Origin of the sequence: Siminovitchia terrae, from assembly GCF_003605405.2 — a bacterium.
GTDB classification, from domain to species: Bacteria; Bacillota; Bacilli; order Bacillales; family Bacillaceae_C; genus Siminovitchia; species Siminovitchia terrae.
Map to the genome: position 1 here is coordinate 1 of NZ_QYTW02000003.1, position 17,342 is coordinate 17,342.

Here is a 17,342-nt window from a genome sequence, read left to right on the forward strand (position 1 = left end):
GGAATACCAATATGCATTCATCTCACCACTTACAGAAGTGGGAGACTTCTGCTGGATGAAGTTAAACGAAAGGAAGATCTATGATTCAAAATAATTGAAAATAAGACAAGGAATTTTTTTACTCATCCTTAAATAGGAATCAAATGCTCCTCATTTTTCGGTTAAACAATAATGGGATAAATAAATATAACGCATATGCAAATGACATCCATGCTGTAAAAGCAATCACCTGTGAATCATCTAATGTTGGAAAAACCATATAGTGATTAGATAAAGAAAATGTGTCTAACGCTAAACCAATAATAGTACCAATGACTCCGAACTTTAGTGGTGCATTGTTTGTTTTATCGAATAATAGATACACATATGTAACACCACACAATAAAATTGATGTTCCAACTAATAATAAGACAATGCTGATAATGAACTCATCTGTAACTGGACTGAAAAGAACGTGCTCTCCAAAAAACCTAAAAAATAATGTAGCAAATAACCATACTAAAACACCACACAATGCCGTAAATAAATAGCCTTTCATTATTCGGCCTCCTTACTTGCTAACGTATTGAGTCCATTAACTAATTGCACGAATTCCTTGTATGCTTTTTCAACAGGAAAATCCTTTTGTAACAATGCCTGTAATGCCAACCCGTCGACAATAGCATTTAATAAAATTCCCCACGTCTCAAGTGAAACCCCTTCTATCGGTGATTCCGTCCAGAAGTTTGATAAATTCTCTGTTAGAGCCTTATTTTCTGTCATAATAATTTCGCCAAGCTGACCTCTTATTTTCTCACTATTAAAACTTGAAGCAACCAATGAAAGAAACAATTTATGAAAAAACGAATCATATGAACAACGACTTTTAGCTGATGCAATAGCTTCCTCAATCACATATTCGCTGCTTTGAGATATTTCTTGCCAGCTGGTTTCACAAATGTCTTGAACAATATTTATTAACAACTGTTCTTTCGTTTTAAAATGATAATAGATTGTACCTTGTGTAACTCCTGCCGTCTCAGCCACTGCTCTTAATGTGAATTTTTCAATACCTTTATCAACCAAACACTCCTTTGCACATTTAATTAACTCGTCCTTATTTATTACATTTGGTTTTGCCATTTTATCATCACCTTTTAGTTAGTCGACCAACTAACTATATATTACCAACTAAAAATAATCATTACAATCATTTCCTAGATCAAATGCGCCTTGGCGTATTTGCGCCCAGATTTTATCGAGCTCCGCTCGATAAAATTCCTCTGAAAATCTGTGGCATCCGCCGGAGGCTTTAACTTTATTCAGCCGGGATTTGAACCCTGAATGAAATACCAATATGCATTCATTTCACCACTTACAGAAGTGAGAGACTTCTGCTGAATGAAGTTAAACTTATTACTTCACCAAATAATCTGATTTATGATTTAATTAAAAAAGCCTCCCTACAAATGCGAAAGGCTCTTAAAAAAAGGGGACGATTCATTATTATCATATTTATTTTATTTAATCACCACACCAGTTTCCGAACCTACATAAATATTCTGTTTGCCGCGACTTATCATGTTCCTAACAAGATTCGGATGTGGACTTCTGTCTAACTTGTTCGATCAAATGGACATTGTTTTCGAACATTTATTTGTTAACATAAATATTAGCATAGGTTGGTATATACCAATTGGAAAAACGCTTGGATATGGACTGTTGAGACAGTTTAATCCAAGGGGTTTTTGTTTAATGAGATAAAGTTGTTTAAAAACTAAAACCATTGTTATTCCATAATAGTGCCATTTAACGGAATAAAATTTTAGATAGTAGTATGATCATATTAAGAGTGAGTGTGAGAGGAGATTCTAACATGGAGTTAGTCTTGGAAATTGTACGTATTATACTACCTGTTGTAATAGTGGCAGGGATTGGAGTATTTGTAGTTAAAAGGCTAAAACATAAGTATGACCAAGGTAAACTTGGTAAGAAAGAATCACAGGGAGCTCAAGCTTTATTAGATAGCTTAATACCACTGGGAATACTTTTTGGTTGTGCTATAAGTGTGATTTTCAGCATTTTTTTCTCAACATCTCTACTATCCGCAGTTAGTTTAGGAGCTGGAATAGGCTTATTATTTGGGTATTTTGCTTATGAATTTTATAGTAGGAAAAGAACTAAACATTCATAAATGGCTATCTTCCAGAAACAGGCGCGATTGTGGAGAAACCCGGAGATATCAAATACGCCTTGGCGTATTTGCGCCCGGATTTTATCGAGCTCCGCTCGATAAATTTCCTCTGAAAATCTGTGGCATCCGCGGGAGGCTTTAACTTTATTCAGCCGGGATTTGCCCCCTCCCCCCGCTGAATGGAATACCAACATTCATTCGTCTCACCACTTACAGAAGTGGGAAACTTCTGCTGAATGAAGTTAAAGTGTAACTTTTCCTTCAAAACTCCTCCCCGTCTTCCCTTCGCATTCGCTTCACTTTCCCCAGGTGCGTAACGATTTTATATTCACCAAATGGAGGAAGCTCTCTAATTTTCGCTTTACCATCACAGATCACGATCACGCAACTGGATGGTATATCCATTATATCAAATTCTCTCCTATTCCGACCGTTTATTTCTATATCTTGTATCTTCACAACAGACACCTCCCGTATATGGTATAATCAACTTGTAGAATTGATTTAGTCGGGAGGGATCCTGGATATTGGTTTTTTTAAGATCCACCTACGAGGAGGTTTTTACGTGTTTCTATTTGTTCTTTTTTTGATATTGATTGGCATATATGTAATTAATAGAACTGGCGGCTTACCACGAACGATAAAAACCTTTTTAATGGTATTTGCAATCATGGCTTTAATCTATACTGCTGCAGCAATAGCTGATATCTTACCTAACCCCTTTAAATATTGATCTTACAAATACCTTCATACCCACCAGATGCCAACCAATCAACGATCCGTTTATCTATATCTGCCAGTACTTCCATTGGTAATTGGCCAGATATAGTTGAGTAACTCCTGAATCGGCCTCATCCCTCTGCCTCCTCCAATTTCCATTTATTTTGCAGCTTGAATTTGATACAATGGACCAAATCATTTTCGAGGTGATCTCATGTGCGGCCGTTTTACCCTTACAGCTACATTCCCTGAAATCATTGACCGGTTCGAAATCCAAAATTTCTTTGACGAGGACTTGTACTCGCCCAATTACAATGTCGCTCCGTCTCAAAACGTTCTTGCTGTCATCAATGACGGTACAAACAACCGTCTTGGCTATCTTCGTTGGGGGTTAATCCCTTATTGGGCCAATGACCCTAAAATCGGCTATAAAATGATTAATGCCAGAGCAGAAACTTTGACCGAAAAGCCTAGCTACCGAAACGCATACAAGAAAAGGCGCTGCCTGGTCCTCGCTGACTCGTTTTACGAATGGAAACGCCATGCCGATAAGTCCAAAACTCCCATGCGTATCAAGCTTAAATCCGATGACCTCTTCGCAATGGCTGGGTTGTGGGAAACATGGGAATCACCTGACAGTAAATCAATCCACTCTTGTACGGTTATTACCACTAAGCCCAACGAGCTTGTAAAAGATATCCACGACAGGATGCCGGTTATCCTCAAACCCGAGGACGAGTCTGTTTGGCTTGATAAGTCCATCACTGATACGGACCGTCTGAATGATCTATTAGTTCCTTTGCCTGAAGACCGGATGGTAGCATACGAAGTATCTAGCCTTATAAATTCTCCTAAAAATAACAGCCCTAACTTAATACAGAAAATCTGCTAATGGAGGACTCTCCCATTTTTGGGTTCGATCTCTGACTCGCACGCCGGACACCCTATATTACCCCGCAGGTCTTTATTGATTTGTTGCATGGGATTACCGCCCTTTTTCTCCGTACTGTTCATAACAATAACTAATTCGTTGACCACAAAAGAACAATACTTGCCATATACATTTGTTTTGCATTCAGGACATGCCTGACTTGAAACGTCCTTAATTTTTATGACTTTTTTAGGTATTTGCTTTTGTACAGCTTACCCTGCAATTACAAACGCTTTTCTTTGTTCCTCAGTCCAATTCGGCCAAGCTACACCTGCCTGTATAATGCGAATTACCTCTTGATTTTCCATAATCCCACTCCTCCACAGTTTGTATCAAATATCAGCTCGTATCTTTTTCTCTTTAAACACAACCCTTGAATACAATTTTTGTCTTTTGGAATCATAAATACTAAAACAAGGAGCTTGATAAATATGGATAATAAAAATTTAAAAAGAAATGAACCTACAGTAGCACCTGGCATGAATACTCATGATCCCCTAGAAAAGAAAGCAACTAATAAGGAAATTAAACAAGGCGATTTTACCGAAGTAACTCGACTTTTTATTGATAGAACACCAGAGGATTAATTTAACTCTCTCAGCTCGTTTCTTACGTCCGCTTAAACTGATGCTCATGCTGCAGCTGGTAGCGCCTACCACTCACCCAAATGACGGTAGGCACTCCCTTTTTAGTTTTGAGGATATGGACAGCCGGACTGTACTTGTCACCTTTTTGCCTCATGCTATCTTCCACCCCTGCGGGAACCGCGCTTTGACTTCGTGATTATTGCCAAACGTGATCTCGTTCCTTTTTACGGTACATAAGATAGTATCCTGCCCTGCCCTGTATTTGCGTTTCATGGACTCACTTCCTCAAAATCTCCAATTTTGTATATGACTATCGACAACTTGTGAGGATATCTCCTATGGAACATCTTTTCCATCATGCGAAAAACGTTGGTCTTGTGCCCTTTCCACATCCACCACTTCAATGGATCCGTCCGTATTGTGTATCTCAAAATCAGCAATGTACTCTATCTTTCTATGTGTCTTGCCATCCTTTTCAAATGCTTCCTGTAAAGAATATCGGGGCTTGTTCAGGAAGAAGAGAATCTGTTTATTGGCTTCCAACCACTTCAGCTGCTCTTAATACTTTGACTCTGCCGTCTATCTCGACCTTTTTGTCCCGGTACTTAGACCGTGATTTCCTAATCTTCCTGCACTCTTGTACCGACATACCTTGACTCATTAATAATCTTCTCTGATCAAATGCGCCTTGGCGTATTTGCGCCCAGATTTTTATCGAGCTCCGCTCGATAAATTTCCTCTGAAAATCTGTGGCATCCGCCGGAGGCTTTAACTTTATTCAGCCGGGTTTGACCCCCTGCTGAATGGAATACCAACATGCATTCATCTCACCACTTACAGAAGTGGGAGACTTCTGCTGAATGAAGTTAAATCTAGTAAACCCAACCATTTTACTCCCTGTCCGCATATCACTAGCTCGTTTTATTGAAACTTGCATAAACTGAATTAACCTTTCGAAAGGCGGTGAATTATATGGGATGCTTTGGCGGTTGTGGCTATGGTGGATACGGTTACGGAGGCGGTTATGGAATGGGCAGCTCCTTCGTATTAATTGTTGTCCTTTTCATCCTGTTGATTATTGTCGGTACATCATTTGTCTATTAATAGACCCCGCCACTTATGTAGACCATAGCAAAAACCATTCGAACCCTTGAACTCACCTCACCACCTGAAGAGCGCTCGCCCCAGCGCTCTTTAATACCCTGCTTCTTTCCTAAGTTCCTCAATAATCTCAACATCTTCCTCTATCAAATGCGCCTTGGCGTATTTGCGCCCAGATTTTATCGAGCTCCGTCCGATAAATTTCCTCTGAAAATCTGTGGCATCCGCCGGAGGCTTTAACTTTATTCAGCCGGGGTTTGAACCCCCACTGAATGGATTACCAATATGCATTCATCTCACCACTTACAGAAGTGGGAGATTTCTGCTGAATGAAGTTCAATTAGCCAATGTCAGGAGAATTCGATTCGCGACCTAAGACATACGTAAGCTACTATCATGTTAGAAATTGGTGAGAATCCAAAAGTGGTTTCAGAGAGGTTGGGGCGTTCAAACGTGAATATTACTTTAAATAAATATAGTCACGTCACCCCCAACTTACAATTCTTCAATAGAAAATTTTTCAAAAGCGATACGAAATTCAAACCCGACCCATGAATGTGGTCATTATCTGGTCAATACATGAAAACAACAACGCAAAACCCTTATATAACAAGGATTTCACGTTGTTGATTTTTTACATAATCCGTTTAAACATTTTTTCCATATCCGTAATGGAAAAATGCACAATAATCGGCCTGCCATGCGGACAGGTAAATGGGTCCTCTGCCCTTCGCAATTCATCCAACAAAGCCTGAATTTCATCGTCACGCAAATATCGGTTCGCTTTGATGGCAGCCTTGCAGCTCATCATGATGGCTGCTTCCTCACGAAGTTTTTTAATATCAATCTTATGCATTGAAAGCAGCTGCTCGATGATTTCTTCGATGATTGTTTGTTCCTGTCCTCTTGGAAACCATGCAGGATGTGACCTGACAATAAAGCTGTTCATCCCAAAGTCTTCCAAAAAGATACCGACAGACTGAAGCTCTTCCATATGCTCCTTAATTTTTAAAGATTCATCGACCGAGAATTCCAAAGTAAGCGGAACAAGCAGTTGTTGCAGGTCCATCGTCACTTTGCCGACCTTCTCCCGGAAGTATTCGTATTTGATTCTTTCTTGAGCAGCATGCTGGTCGATCATATACAACCCAAGTTCGTTCTGAGCAAAAATATAAGTTCCGTGCATTTGTCCGATTGGATAAAGTGCAGGAAAACGTTCTTTTTCATTGACGATTTCTTCTGCCTCATCAACAGTTTGGCTTTCCGGTTCTTCAATCTTTTCAATCGTCTGCACGTTTAATTCATTTGTTTTTGAAATTTGAGAAGCCGGTTCATACTCAACAGGATCATAAAGTTTTTTCATTTCTTTGGCAGGCAGAAGTTTTTCTATTTTATACGGTGTTGTAGCCGGCTGCTTCCAATTTGGTTTTGGGCTATTTTCGGCAGGAGGCTCCAGTTTAAATTCCGTCTGGAAACTCATCTGATTTTTTTTCGGCGTCGGCACAACCCCGGAAGGAATCAGCTGCTCTTTTTTAAATGCCTGTTTGATTGTTTCAGTAATGAATTCTTTTAATTCCTGCTCTTTACTTAACCTGACTTCCAATTTTGCAGGATGGACATTTACATCCACTAAAAGCGGATCCAGTTCGATGGATATAAGCGCAATGGGAAAGCGGCCAATGGGCAGAAGCGTATGATAGCCTTCCAGTACAGCTTTCACAAGGGAATAATTTTTGATAAATCGACCGTTGATCATCGTTGATAGATAGTTACGGGATGCCCGCGTCATTTCAGGGCGGGAAATGAATCCAGACACCGAAAAGTCCAATGATTGGGCACTAATATAGATCATATCCCTAGCAATGTTTTTTCCATAGATCGCTGCGAGGACTTGCCTGATATCTCCGTTCCCGTTAGTATGAAGCAGGATCCGACCATCATGGCTCAGACGAATGGATACCTCCGGATGAGCCAATGCCAAGCGGTTGACCACGTCAGTAATATGTCCGATTTCAGTATGAAGAGTTTTTACATATTTCAGCCGGGCAGGCGTATTGAAAAACAAGTCAGAAACCGTGATGTCTGTCCCTTTTCGTGATGGGGCTTTTTCATGTGTGATTAGTTTTCCGCCTTCCAATATCGCTTTTGTACCGTCTTCCCCCTCCCTGGCTGTAACCAGTGTAAGGCGCGAAACAGAGGCGATGCTTGGAAGGGCTTCTCCTCGAAAGCCAAGGGTACGGATTCGGAATAAGTCATGTTCATCTTTTATTTTACTTGTTGCATGCCTTTTAAAAGCTGTGACAATATCTTCTTCTCCGATGCCTTTTCCGTTATCAATGATACGAATTTCACCAAGGCCTGCTTCTTTTATATTGATTTCAACGATGGTGCTTCCTGCATCAACAGAATTTTCCACCAGTTCTTTTACAACAGACGCAGGGCGCTCGACAACTTCACCGGCGGCTATTTTATTGGACAGGGCGTCATCCAGCTCTATAATTTCACGCATTGTTTCGCTCCTTCCCTCTGTTTATTTCCTTATTTTTTTCTGCAGCGAATATAAAACATTCAAAGCTTGTAGAGGGTTCATCTCAAGCAAATTTAAACTCTCGATTTCTTTTAAAACTTTTTTCTCAGTCTTACTAACAGCTGGCTCATTCGGTTTGGAAAAAAAGGCCAATTGCTCATTCGAAGCATTCGAAACTATCGGCTCTTTAACTTCCTCCCTTGAAACAGAAGCGGTTTTTGTCTTGCCATTTGACTTCTCCAACTGGCTTAAGATTTCTTCGGCGCGCTGGATCAGCGTTTCGGGCAGCTCGGCTAATTCAGCGACATGGATACCATAGCTTTTATCAGCGGCGCCGTCCTTCACTTTATGCAAAAATACGAGTTTACCTTGATGTTCAGCAGCACTCACATGGACGTTTTTTAAACGGGACAGTTGTTTATCCAGCCCCGTAAGCTCATGATAATGGGTTGAAAATAGTGTTTTGGCACCAATCTGTTCGTGGATATATTCAATGATTGCCTGAGCGAGCGCCATCCCATCATATGTAGATGTACCGCGACCGATTTCATCGAATAAGATTAAACTATTTTGAGTCGCATGGGTAATGGCATTTTTCGCTTCCAGCATTTCAACCATAAATGTACTCTGTCCTGATATTAGATCGTCCGCTGCCCCAATTCTAGTAAAAATTTGGTCAAAGATTGGGAGCTTTGCGTTCGATGCGGGTACAAAACAGCCAATTTGCGCCATGATGGCTGTCAAGGCCACCTGTCTCATATACGTGCTTTTTCCTGACATATTCGGCCCAGTAATGAGGAGCATTTCCCTTTCGTCATCCATCATGCAGTCGTTTGGAACATATTCTTGTGACCCCATCACTTTTTCGACAACCGGATGCCTTCCGTTTTCAAGAATCAGCTCTCTGTTGAAGTGAAGCTCTGGTTTCACATAGTGCCGAGCCTCACTGATCGCTGCAAAGCTTTGGAAAATATCAATCTCACTAATGATTTTTGCTGTTTTTTGTAGTCTAGGAATAAATTGTTTTACTTGATCCCGCAAATCAAGAAATAAATCGTACTCTAGTTCAATGGACCTTTCATCTGCTTGGAGAATCAAAGCTTCTTTTTCTTTTAACTCGGGAGTTATAAACCTTTCAGCATTTGTCAATGTCTGCTTTCGTTCATATCGTCCCTCTTCAAGAAACTTCACGTTGGCTCTTGTCACTTCAATGTAATAGCCAAAAACCCTATTGTAGCCCACTTTTAATGATTTAATGCCTGTTTTCTCCCGTTCATCCTTTTCCAGTGTCGCAATCCAGTTTTTTCCGTTTCGGCTTGCATCGCGATACTGATCCAATTTCTCATTGTAGCCATCTTTGATGATTCCACCTTCTTTGACAGATATCGGTGGATTTTCAGCTACGGAGCGTTCTAGTAGATCGGTCAATTCTTCACAAGGATCCAATGCCATAGCAAGCTTGTTCGTTTCCTCATGATCCATGCCCTTTATTAAACTGCGGATGGCAGGTACCTGCAGCAATGATTTTTTCAATTGAATGAAATCACGTGCATTTGCATTTCCGAAAGCCACCCTGCCTGCAAGACGCTCCAAGTCATAGACGCTTTTTAAAAGCTCCTGCAAATCAAGACGTTCAAAATAATGTTCCATGAATAGCTCTACCAAGAGCAGGCGCTTTTCTATCAAAGACTTACTGATTAAGGGCCTGTCCAGCCACTGTCTCAAATGACGCCCGCCCATTGCAGTAGATGTTTCGTCCAGAAGCCAAAGCAGCGTTCCTTTTTTATCCTTTCCTCGGATGGGCTCAGTAATCTCTAAATTCCTTTTAGAGTAAAAATCTATTTTCATAAATTGGTCATTTTCATAGATTTCAAAAGGCTGCAAATGATCGAGACTGCGCTTTTGTGTTTTTTTCAAATAATGAAGCAGCCTTTGTACGGGCTCCTGCAGTTCTTCAGCATCAAGCTTCTGAAGAATTTTCTGGAATTCATCGTGCATAAAGGAGTTTTCTTCATACGAAATAACTGCCTGACATCTCTCTTTGATTTTATCAAGAAGGTCTTTATCTTCATCTGGGCATGACACAACTTCCTTTGCCCCGATTGTTGCCAACTCATTTAAAAGCAGATCAACCGATCCTTCCAGTACAGTTGCTCTGCCCTCTCCGGTTGATAGATCCGTATACGCGATTCCGTATGACTGGTTGTTAAAATTAGCGATCGCCGCGATGTAATTATTCTCTTTCGCTACAATACCTTTTCCATCCATCACCGTTCCAGGAGTGACCAATTGGACAACTTCACGCTTGACAACACCCTTAGCGTGCTTTGGATCTTCTGTCTGTTCGCAAATCGCTACTTTATAGCCTTTTTGTATTAAATTTTCAATATAGCCCGCAGCAGAGTGATGCGGAACACCACACATGGGGATTTTTTCTTCCGCGCCTCCCTCTCTGCTAGTCAAAGTGATTTCCAGTTCTTGGGATGCCTTCAAAGCATCTTCAAAAAACAACTCATAAAAATCTCCTAGACGAAAAAATAAAAAGGCATCCTTGTTCTCTGCCTTTACTTTTAAATATTGCTGTATCATTGGTGTATATTGCTGACCCATATGTACTCGTTTCCTTTCCATTCGAACACTTAGAATGATTATATCATACCATCTTTAAAGCGTGAGATTCCAATAAGAAAAGTAAACAGACTGCAGCTTGAAAAACAATTATACGGTCTTTTGATTTTTCGGATTTCAATTTCAATAAGCAGAAAGCCTGTGATTAAAAACACGAATCTCTATATAAAAAAGGCAGTTAAGAGCTATAAAAAGCTATTCTATACAACCACTTTTGAATAAACTATTGACAGCTTAAGCGTTTTATCATTTCCAGTATGTAAAATAAATTCCTTAGATGACTAAACAAAGAAAAACCGGGGGTTTCCCGGTCTACACCTATTCTTCTTCAAGTGCTACAAGAAAGTCCGGATCAATTTCCTCGAATTCTTTATCGTCTAGCTCCTCTAGCTCATCTTCCCATTCATCGTCATCACTTGAGCATTTATCGTGATGTATGGCAACACAAACCTTCGTTTCACCAATGACCTCAACTAGGAATTCTCTCTCCACATTGACCAGTATCCTGTTCCCTTTCTTAGATATGACAGCTTCGACACAATTTGGCTGTTGGAGTACTTTGGCAGAGACAATTTTATCATCCAGACAATCAGGATCACGGTACTTCAGCTTGATTACATCTTTGTAATCAACTTTTTCGGTCACCACAGACGTCTTTGTATTATCATGATGGGAATACCAAACATTAATATCAAAAGAGCCGCAGACTTCGACGTTTTTGCCTACTTTCCGCGCTTCGTATTTATGGTTGATAATCCAACAGCCCAGTATGCTCGAAGGATGGTGTGGCGGGTCGATCGTATGATTGGACAGTGTCATTTTGCGCCCTTTCGCAACGACCGCTTTTGTTATAATTTCTCTATATTCTGCCATTCGAGCGAAACCTCCTCATTCATTTTCATTTCATCGTATGCATTCATCTAGACTCCTGTGCTTAATTTGCCTATTCATCGCCCGCCTATATTTAGGCAGTTATCCAGAACCTCATCCGATTATTTGACAGGTATCTTCCTGATTGATCCCATCAAAATAAATATAGATAGAGCCTAATCATACATTATAAAATATGGCAGCTATCGTGAAGGGGTGTTTGTCCATTAAAAAGAGCCCCGCCCAAATGGGCGAAGGCTCCGATTTTCATTAATGGTTTATGAGCAGCTAGATGGACTGTTCTTCAGTTTTGACCCTGTATCACCTGTCAACAAATCTCCGCCCGTTGACACGAGAATTTCATCTGTTACTTTGTTGGAAATGGCACTAGCTACCATTTGCAGCAAATCGTTAACATCAGTTTGTGACTGCTTAAACTCCTGAACAATAGGAATCTCATCCAATTCCTTCTCAAGCTTTTCAATCTTTTCTTCAACTAGTTCCAATGCCCGCTCTTTTTCGTAATGCTGAAAATTGACCGCTTGCTTTTGTAAGCTTTTGATGCTTGCAATCATTTCTCTAACTTTTTGATTTTCGTTAATTTGAGCTTCTGCACGCTTGAAAAAATCTACTTCTTCTGTTTTGGCGATCATGCTTGCCAATTCATGTGCACGTTCAACGATGTCCTCTTTTGTATATTTTGTCATATTAATTCACCTCAGCTGCTTCTCGTTCTTCCACCATGACTCCATCTAACGTCCACGTTTTTGCCTCAACAATTTTTACATTGACTAATTGCCCAATGGCAGATTTTGGACCTTTGAAATTTACAAGTTTGTTTTTTCGTGTATAGCCTGCAAGAACATCAGGATTATTTTTACTTTCACCTTCTACAAGGACTTCCACAACCTGGCCTTCGAATTTTTTCATAGCTTCTGCGGAAAGTTCATTCACCAGCTGATTTAAACGCTGCAATCTTTCTTTCTTCACTTCCATTGAAACATTATCCTTCATTTTTGCAGCAGGAGTACCGTCACGCGGTGAATAGATGAAAGTATAGGCTATTTCAAATCCAACTTCTTTATAAAGTGTCATTGTCTCTTCAAATTGCTCATCCGTCTCATTTGGGAAACCGACAATAATATCAGTTGACAAGGAAACATCAGGAATAGCCTCTTTGATCTTTCTCACAAGCTCAAGATACTGTTCACGGTTATAGACACGTCCCATGATTTTTAAAATATCACTGGATCCTGATTGAACCGGTAAGTGGATATGCTCCATCATGTTTCCTTTTTTCGCAAGGACCTCGATAAGACGATCATCAAAGTCACGTGGATGGCTTGTTGTAAAACGGATACGAGGGATATCGACCTTTCTTAATTCATCCATCAAGTCTCCAAGACCATACTCCATATCGGCCAAGTCTTTTCCATACGCATTGACGTTTTGCCCCAGAAGAGTGATTTCCTTATATCCTTGAGCAGCCAGATGACGGACTTCCTGGATAATGTCTTCAGGGCGTCTGCTTCTTTCTTTCCCACGAGTATAGGGAACGATACAGTACGTACAGAATTTGTCACATCCATACATGATGTTGACCCAAGCCTTAATATTACCCATGCGAACTTTAGGGAGGTTCTCAACGATGTCCCCTTCTTTAGACCATACTTCGATAACCATTTCCTTGGACATGTATGCCTCATTTAAAATGTTCGGCAGTCGATGAATGTTGTGTGTTCCGAAGATCATATCGACAAATTGGTGCTTTTCCAAAATTCGATTCACAACTGATTCTTCCTGTGACATACAACCGCACACACCGATCAAGAGACCGGGCTTTTCCAATTTCAGCGATTTTAAATGTCCCAGTTCACCAAAAACTTTATTTTCCGCATTTTCACGGATAGCACATGTATTCAAAAGAATGACATCTGCATCCTCGACAGTATCAGTATTTTCGTATCCGAGTCCCATAAAGATACCAGCCATGACTTCAGTATCATGCTCGTTCATTTGACAGCCGTACGTACGGATATAAAACTTTCTTCCTTGTCCCATGCCGAGAAATTGTTCAGGAAGCTCAAAGTCTTTATGATATTTGACTTCTTCTCGTCCCCTTTTTCTAGCATCTTTCAAGGAAGGAGGCATATAGACAGTTTGGAAATACTTGCTGTAATCCTTCTCTTTCTTTTCAGAGGAAGCGTTTTGCTTTACTTGCTGGCTTTCCAAACGCTGTTTCTCGTTCATAAAAATCCCCTTTCTATTTATAAAAAACAAATTCGGCCTATTGAAAGCCAGAATGGATGTAAATACAATGCAGGATTTTTCCCATACATTCTACTAGTATAATCCCTTTTTTTTTTGAATACAACAGACGGCTACTTTTGTACATAATTATTCAGAAATACCGTTGTGAATTTGACTAATCGGCAAATATCCCTGACTAAATAATCTTTTTTATGTATGAAAAAAGAGTTTTTCAGCCTTGTTTAGCATTCTTATTATTACGGACAAGATAGAATAGACTTTCCATGATATGGCTAGATGCAAAGCATCAAGTGCCCTGCAAATGGAATACTCATTCAAATCTTCTGCTTTTACACCCTTGCCGAATAGCCTCTCAACATCTTGTTCTTCAAAAAATCGTTGGACATGGTTAAGGAGCTGCCGGTCACACAGGATATTGATCAGTAGGGTTTTCAACCGGGCACCCAGAGACAAGTGACAACGACCTTTGTCCCAAAACCAACTGTTCATTGATGATTCCTTCGAAGTTTATTTCATCACAAATGGCAGAGTGGAGTTGGGGTAGACCAGCAGGAAGCGTTAAAACCGCATCAGATTGAGTCATGGATTTTCCCTCGCTTTTTTAGAAAGAGAGCAAAAATTCGCCATACTCTTGAGTAACACTATATAAGGAAGTACAAAAGAGAAATTATTAAAGCAAACAGATATTCTCAAAAAAAGTGAAAAACTTACACTAAGCAACTTGATTGTGATGCACTGTTCTAAAGCTAAATCAGGTTAGTATTAATAGGATATTTGAATACTTTTCCGTTTGTTCGGTTAACATAATTTCGGGAAAACAAAAAAGTACCTGAAGCAAATTACTTGAAAATAACCATTTTAATGTTAAAATGTAAATAAATCAAATATCTCTAATTCGAGATATTTGATTTATTTACATAATTTCTGAAAAATAGGGAGGAATTAATAATGAGCAAGAAAAAAGTAGCAGTCATTACAGGTTCAGCTCAAGGAATTGGGAAAGGGTTAGCTGAACGTTTAGCGGGAGAAGGGTTTTCAATTGTGTTAAGCGATATTAACAAAGAAATTTTAACAGGAACCGAAAATGAATTTAGAAACAATGGGTTTGAAGTTACATCGTTCGTTGGTAACGTTACAAAACCAGAAGATCAAGCTGCGTTAGTTCAACACGCCGTGGATACTTTCGGTAGTGTGGATGTATTCATTAATAATGCCGGTGTGGAAGGACAAGTAGCTCCTCTTATAGGGGCAGATCCCAAAGCGGTTGATTTCACATTTGATGTCAATATTAAAGGAGTTATCTACGGTATTCAAGCTGCAGCAAAACAAATGATAAAACAAGGAACTGGCGGAAAAATAATTAACGCTTGTTCTATTGCTGGACAACAAGGTTTTGAAATGTTAGGAGTGTACTCTGCTTCTAAATTTGCAGTAAAAGGATTAACCCAAACTGCCGCTAAAGAGCTTGCACCACATAAAATTACTGTTAACTCGTACTGCCCAGGTATTGTAGGTACTGGCATGTGGGAACGTTTAGACGAAAAAATGATGGAACATATGGGAACCAAAAAAGGAGAAGCTTTCGCTAAATTCTCTGAAGGCATTGCGCTTGGTCGACCTCAAACTCCTAAAGATGTAGCTGATCTTGTATCATTCTTAGCTTCACCAAACTCTGATTACATTACAGGACAAAACATTCTAACAGATGGTGGTATGATTTTTAATTAAATCAAATGCGCCTTGGCGTATTTGCGCCCAGATTTTATCGAGCTCCGCTCGATAAATTTCTTCTTAAAAATCTGTGGCTTCCGCCGGAGGCTTTGACTTCAGCCGGGGTTTGAACCCTCACTGAATGGAATACCAATATGCATTCATTTCACCACTTACAGAAGTGGGAGATTTCTGCTGAATGAAGTTAAACATTTATGTTAGGCAGAAGGATATGGGATAACTACATAAAAAAGCTAAGTTCTCACTTACATTGTAGATGTTCGTGTTCATCCCAGCATTTTCCTTAACTATAGATTTCACTGATGGCGGTGCTAAATTTATCACATCAAGAACAATCAGTAAATCAAGTCATTCCTTTAGCCTGTTTAAAGACCAATGAACCCATTTTGAGTCATTCAAAATGGGTTCTTTCTTTTGATGACTTATAATTAGAATAAATGTTTTTTTCAAGAGGTCCTTAAAAACAATAAAAAAGCCGGCACCATATGAGGATTCGGCTTACAACATTCCAATTATATAAAACCCATTGTGATAAAACAGGCCTTTTATATATTTTTACTACCTAGGTTCCACTATCAATTTTATCGCTGTACGTTCTTCCCCATCAATCAGAATGTCCGTGAATGCAGGGATACAGATTAAATCTACACCGCCGGGGGCGACAAATCCTCTTGCAATTGCAACAGCTTTTACTGCCTGATTCAAAGCCCCGGCCCCTATTGCCTGAATCTCCGCCCCGCCTCTTTCACGGAGAACCCCTGCCAACGCGCCCGCTACAGAATTTGGATTGGATTTTGCTGAAACTTTTAATATCTCCATTTCCTGTTCCTCCTTGTCATTTCCCCATATCGATTGCCATTTCATCTGGCAACCCCGGTAGACCTTTCCACTGATACTATATTCGCGGAATGGAGGAACTATTCCGGTTTGTCCGAAACTGAAACAGGAGGATACTCATCAATCTTTAAAAAAGGGACGATCGTCATTGATCATAATGCGTTCAATCGACTTTGCCTTGCCTGTCTCCTTATTTATATGTATGAGACAAGCGCTGAGCTGTTTCCTACCTGTTTTTGGAACCTCAAAACGTGCAGGTAATGACGTCTGGAAACGATAGAGGACTGGACCTTTATCCATACCAAGAATCTCATCATAAGGGCCTGTCATACCTACATCCGTGAGATATGCTGTACCAGCAGGCAGGATTCTTTCATCCGCGGTCTGAACATGAGTATGTGTACCGACAACAGCCGTTACTTTTCCATCAAGAAACCAGCCCATCGCCTGTTTCTCACTTGTGGCTTCTGCATGAAAATCGACAAAAATAATATTAGTGCGCGCCTTTGCAATCTTAATCAATTCTTCAGCCTTCTTAAATGGACAATCGAGCGGAGGCATAAACGTACGTCCTTGAAGGTTGATTACTGCAACCTCTAGATTGTTTAGTCTTAAAAACACCATTCCGGTTCCGGGAGCATCCGGAAAATTAGCGGGTCTAGTCATATATTTAGCTGTATTTATAAAATCGAAGATCCCTTTATTATCCCAGGCATGATTGCCCAGCGTCACCGCATTAGCCCCGGCTTCAAGCAATTGTTTATATATGGATTCGGTAATTCCTCTTCCTCCGGCACTGTTTTCGCCGTTTACTATGGTAATTTGTGGCTTGTAATAGGATTTTAATTTAGGCAAATATTCTTTGACCATTTCTCTTCCCATTGAACCAACAACATCACCCACAAATAAAATATTCATTAAATGCTCCTTTTTTTCTAAAAACTGGTCACTTTGATTGTATAACAA

23 protein-coding genes are annotated in these 17,342 nt (G+C 39.9%); 6 read left to right on the forward strand and 17 right to left on the reverse strand.

The window, feature by feature from the left end; genetic code table 11:
* Positions 1-139: 139 nt before the first annotated feature.
* Genes D5F11_RS04410 through D5F11_RS25910 form a run of 3 tightly spaced genes read right to left on the reverse strand, consistent with a single transcriptional unit; the run spans position 140 to position 1,335 of the window.
* Positions 140-538, reverse strand: coding sequence for a DUF5367 family protein (locus tag D5F11_RS04410; protein WP_120116191.1), 399 nt, complete (start codon positions 536-538; stop codon positions 140-142).
* On the reverse strand, positions 538-1,122 hold the full coding sequence (locus tag D5F11_RS04415) for a TetR/AcrR family transcriptional regulator (protein WP_120116190.1): 585 nt from the start codon (positions 1,120-1,122) through the stop codon (positions 538-540). Before D5F11_RS04415 ends, D5F11_RS04410 begins: the two co-directional genes overlap by 1 nt.
* A gap of 48 nt (positions 1,123-1,170) precedes the next feature.
* Positions 1,171-1,335, reverse strand: coding sequence for a hypothetical protein (locus D5F11_RS25910; RefSeq protein ID WP_185830497.1), 165 nt, complete (start codon positions 1,333-1,335; stop codon positions 1,171-1,173).
* Positions 1,336-1,855: 520 nt separating this feature from the next.
* Between D5F11_RS25910 and D5F11_RS04420 the strand changes: the two genes are divergently transcribed.
* Positions 1,856-2,173, forward strand: a complete 318-nt coding sequence (locus D5F11_RS04420) for a hypothetical protein (protein ID WP_120116188.1) — start codon at positions 1,856-1,858, stop codon at positions 2,171-2,173.
* On the opposite strand, the gene D5F11_RS04425 is transcribed toward D5F11_RS04420, so the two are convergent.
* A complete protein-coding gene (locus tag D5F11_RS04425) occupies positions 2,143-2,364 on the reverse strand; it encodes a hypothetical protein (RefSeq protein ID WP_126646501.1) in 222 nt (73 codons plus the stop codon). The two genes, D5F11_RS04420 and D5F11_RS04425, sit on opposite strands and share 31 nt — an antisense overlap.
* Positions 2,365-2,434: 70 nt before the next feature.
* Entirely contained in the window at positions 2,435-2,632 is a 198-nt protein-coding gene (locus D5F11_RS04430; protein ID WP_120116187.1) for an XtrA/YqaO family protein, read from the reverse strand.
* A 106-nt stretch (positions 2,633-2,738) separates the two neighbouring features.
* Between D5F11_RS04430 and D5F11_RS25915 the strand changes: the two genes are divergently transcribed.
* On the forward strand, positions 2,739-2,906 hold the full coding sequence (locus D5F11_RS25915) for a hypothetical protein (RefSeq protein ID WP_185830498.1): 168 nt from the start codon (positions 2,739-2,741) through the stop codon (positions 2,904-2,906).
* On the opposite strand, the gene D5F11_RS28005 is transcribed toward D5F11_RS25915, so the two are convergent.
* Positions 2,896-3,000: a DUF6877 family protein gene (locus tag D5F11_RS28005; protein ID WP_425470753.1), complete on the reverse strand. Its 105-nt coding sequence runs from the start codon at positions 2,998-3,000 to the stop codon at positions 2,896-2,898. The two genes, D5F11_RS25915 and D5F11_RS28005, sit on opposite strands and share 11 nt — an antisense overlap.
* A 107-nt stretch (positions 3,001-3,107) precedes the next feature.
* Between D5F11_RS28005 and D5F11_RS04435 the strand changes: the two genes are divergently transcribed.
* Complete coding sequence (locus tag D5F11_RS04435; RefSeq protein WP_120116186.1) at positions 3,108-3,785, forward strand: SOS response-associated peptidase; 678 nt, start codon at positions 3,108-3,110, stop codon at positions 3,783-3,785.
* A 470-nt stretch (positions 3,786-4,255) separates the two neighbouring features.
* Entirely contained in the window at positions 4,256-4,411 is a 156-nt protein-coding gene (locus D5F11_RS25920) for a hypothetical protein (protein WP_185830499.1), read from the forward strand.
* 22 nt (positions 4,412-4,433) lie between these two features.
* Here the strand turns inward: D5F11_RS25920 and D5F11_RS27695 are convergent, their stop codons facing one another.
* The 3 genes from D5F11_RS27695 to D5F11_RS25925 form a co-directional block, all read right to left on the reverse strand.
* Entirely contained in the window at positions 4,434-4,565 is a 132-nt protein-coding gene (locus D5F11_RS27695) for a hypothetical protein (RefSeq protein ID WP_281277062.1), read from the reverse strand.
* A gap of 182 nt (positions 4,566-4,747) precedes the next feature.
* Positions 4,748-4,954 (reverse strand): DUF1064 domain-containing protein, encoded by a 207-nt coding sequence (locus tag D5F11_RS04440; RefSeq protein WP_245998078.1) that lies wholly within the window; start codon positions 4,952-4,954, stop codon positions 4,748-4,750.
* A gap of 134 nt (positions 4,955-5,088) precedes the next feature.
* Positions 5,089-5,226: a hypothetical protein gene (locus D5F11_RS25925; RefSeq protein ID WP_185830500.1), complete on the reverse strand. Its 138-nt coding sequence runs from the start codon at positions 5,224-5,226 to the stop codon at positions 5,089-5,091.
* 214 nt (positions 5,227-5,440) lie between these two features.
* Here D5F11_RS25925 and D5F11_RS28010 point away from each other — a divergent pair, with 214 nt between their 5' ends.
* Positions 5,441-5,515, forward strand: a complete 75-nt coding sequence (locus D5F11_RS28010) for a YjcZ family sporulation protein (RefSeq protein ID WP_373316046.1) — start codon at positions 5,441-5,443, stop codon at positions 5,513-5,515.
* 631 nt (positions 5,516-6,146) lie between these two features.
* On the opposite strand, the gene mutL is transcribed toward D5F11_RS28010, so the two are convergent.
* The 6 genes from mutL to D5F11_RS04480 form a co-directional block, all read right to left on the reverse strand.
* Positions 6,147-8,021: a DNA mismatch repair endonuclease MutL gene (gene mutL / locus D5F11_RS04455; protein WP_120116184.1), complete on the reverse strand. Its 1,875-nt coding sequence runs from the start codon at positions 8,019-8,021 to the stop codon at positions 6,147-6,149.
* A gap of 21 nt (positions 8,022-8,042) precedes the next feature.
* Positions 8,043-10,649: a DNA mismatch repair protein MutS gene (gene mutS / locus D5F11_RS04460; RefSeq protein WP_120116183.1), complete on the reverse strand. Its 2,607-nt coding sequence runs from the start codon at positions 10,647-10,649 to the stop codon at positions 8,043-8,045.
* A 336-nt stretch (positions 10,650-10,985) separates the two neighbouring features.
* Positions 10,986-11,540: an outer spore coat protein CotE gene (cotE, locus tag D5F11_RS04465; RefSeq protein ID WP_120116182.1), complete on the reverse strand. Its 555-nt coding sequence runs from the start codon at positions 11,538-11,540 to the stop codon at positions 10,986-10,988.
* Between the two features lie 275 nt (positions 11,541-11,815).
* Positions 11,816-12,244: a YlbF/YmcA family competence regulator gene (locus tag D5F11_RS04470; protein ID WP_120116181.1), complete on the reverse strand. Its 429-nt coding sequence runs from the start codon at positions 12,242-12,244 to the stop codon at positions 11,816-11,818.
* 1 nt (position 12,245) lies between these two features.
* Positions 12,246-13,787 carry a tRNA (N6-isopentenyl adenosine(37)-C2)-methylthiotransferase MiaB gene (gene miaB, locus D5F11_RS04475; RefSeq protein ID WP_120116180.1) on the reverse strand — a complete coding sequence of 514 codons (1,542 nt, stop codon included), beginning with the start codon at positions 13,785-13,787 and terminating at the stop codon, positions 12,246-12,248.
* A 210-nt stretch (positions 13,788-13,997) separates the two neighbouring features.
* Positions 13,998-14,297, reverse strand: a complete 300-nt coding sequence (locus D5F11_RS04480; RefSeq protein WP_120116179.1) for a DUF4277 domain-containing protein — start codon at positions 14,295-14,297, stop codon at positions 13,998-14,000.
* Between the two features lie 459 nt (positions 14,298-14,756).
* Here D5F11_RS04480 and D5F11_RS04485 point away from each other — a divergent pair, with 459 nt between their 5' ends.
* Positions 14,757-15,536 carry an acetoin reductase gene (locus D5F11_RS04485; protein WP_120116178.1) on the forward strand — a complete coding sequence of 260 codons (780 nt, stop codon included), beginning with the start codon at positions 14,757-14,759 and terminating at the stop codon, positions 15,534-15,536.
* Between the two features lie 561 nt (positions 15,537-16,097).
* Here the strand turns inward: D5F11_RS04485 and spoVS are convergent.
* Positions 16,098-16,358, reverse strand: coding sequence for a stage V sporulation protein SpoVS (gene spoVS / locus D5F11_RS04490; RefSeq protein ID WP_018705045.1), 261 nt, complete (start codon positions 16,356-16,358; stop codon positions 16,098-16,100).
* Positions 16,359-16,496: 138 nt separating this feature from the next.
* Positions 16,497-17,294, reverse strand: a complete 798-nt coding sequence (locus D5F11_RS04495) for a TIGR00282 family metallophosphoesterase (RefSeq protein ID WP_120116177.1) — start codon at positions 17,292-17,294, stop codon at positions 16,497-16,499.
* Positions 17,295-17,342: the final 48 nt, after the last annotated feature.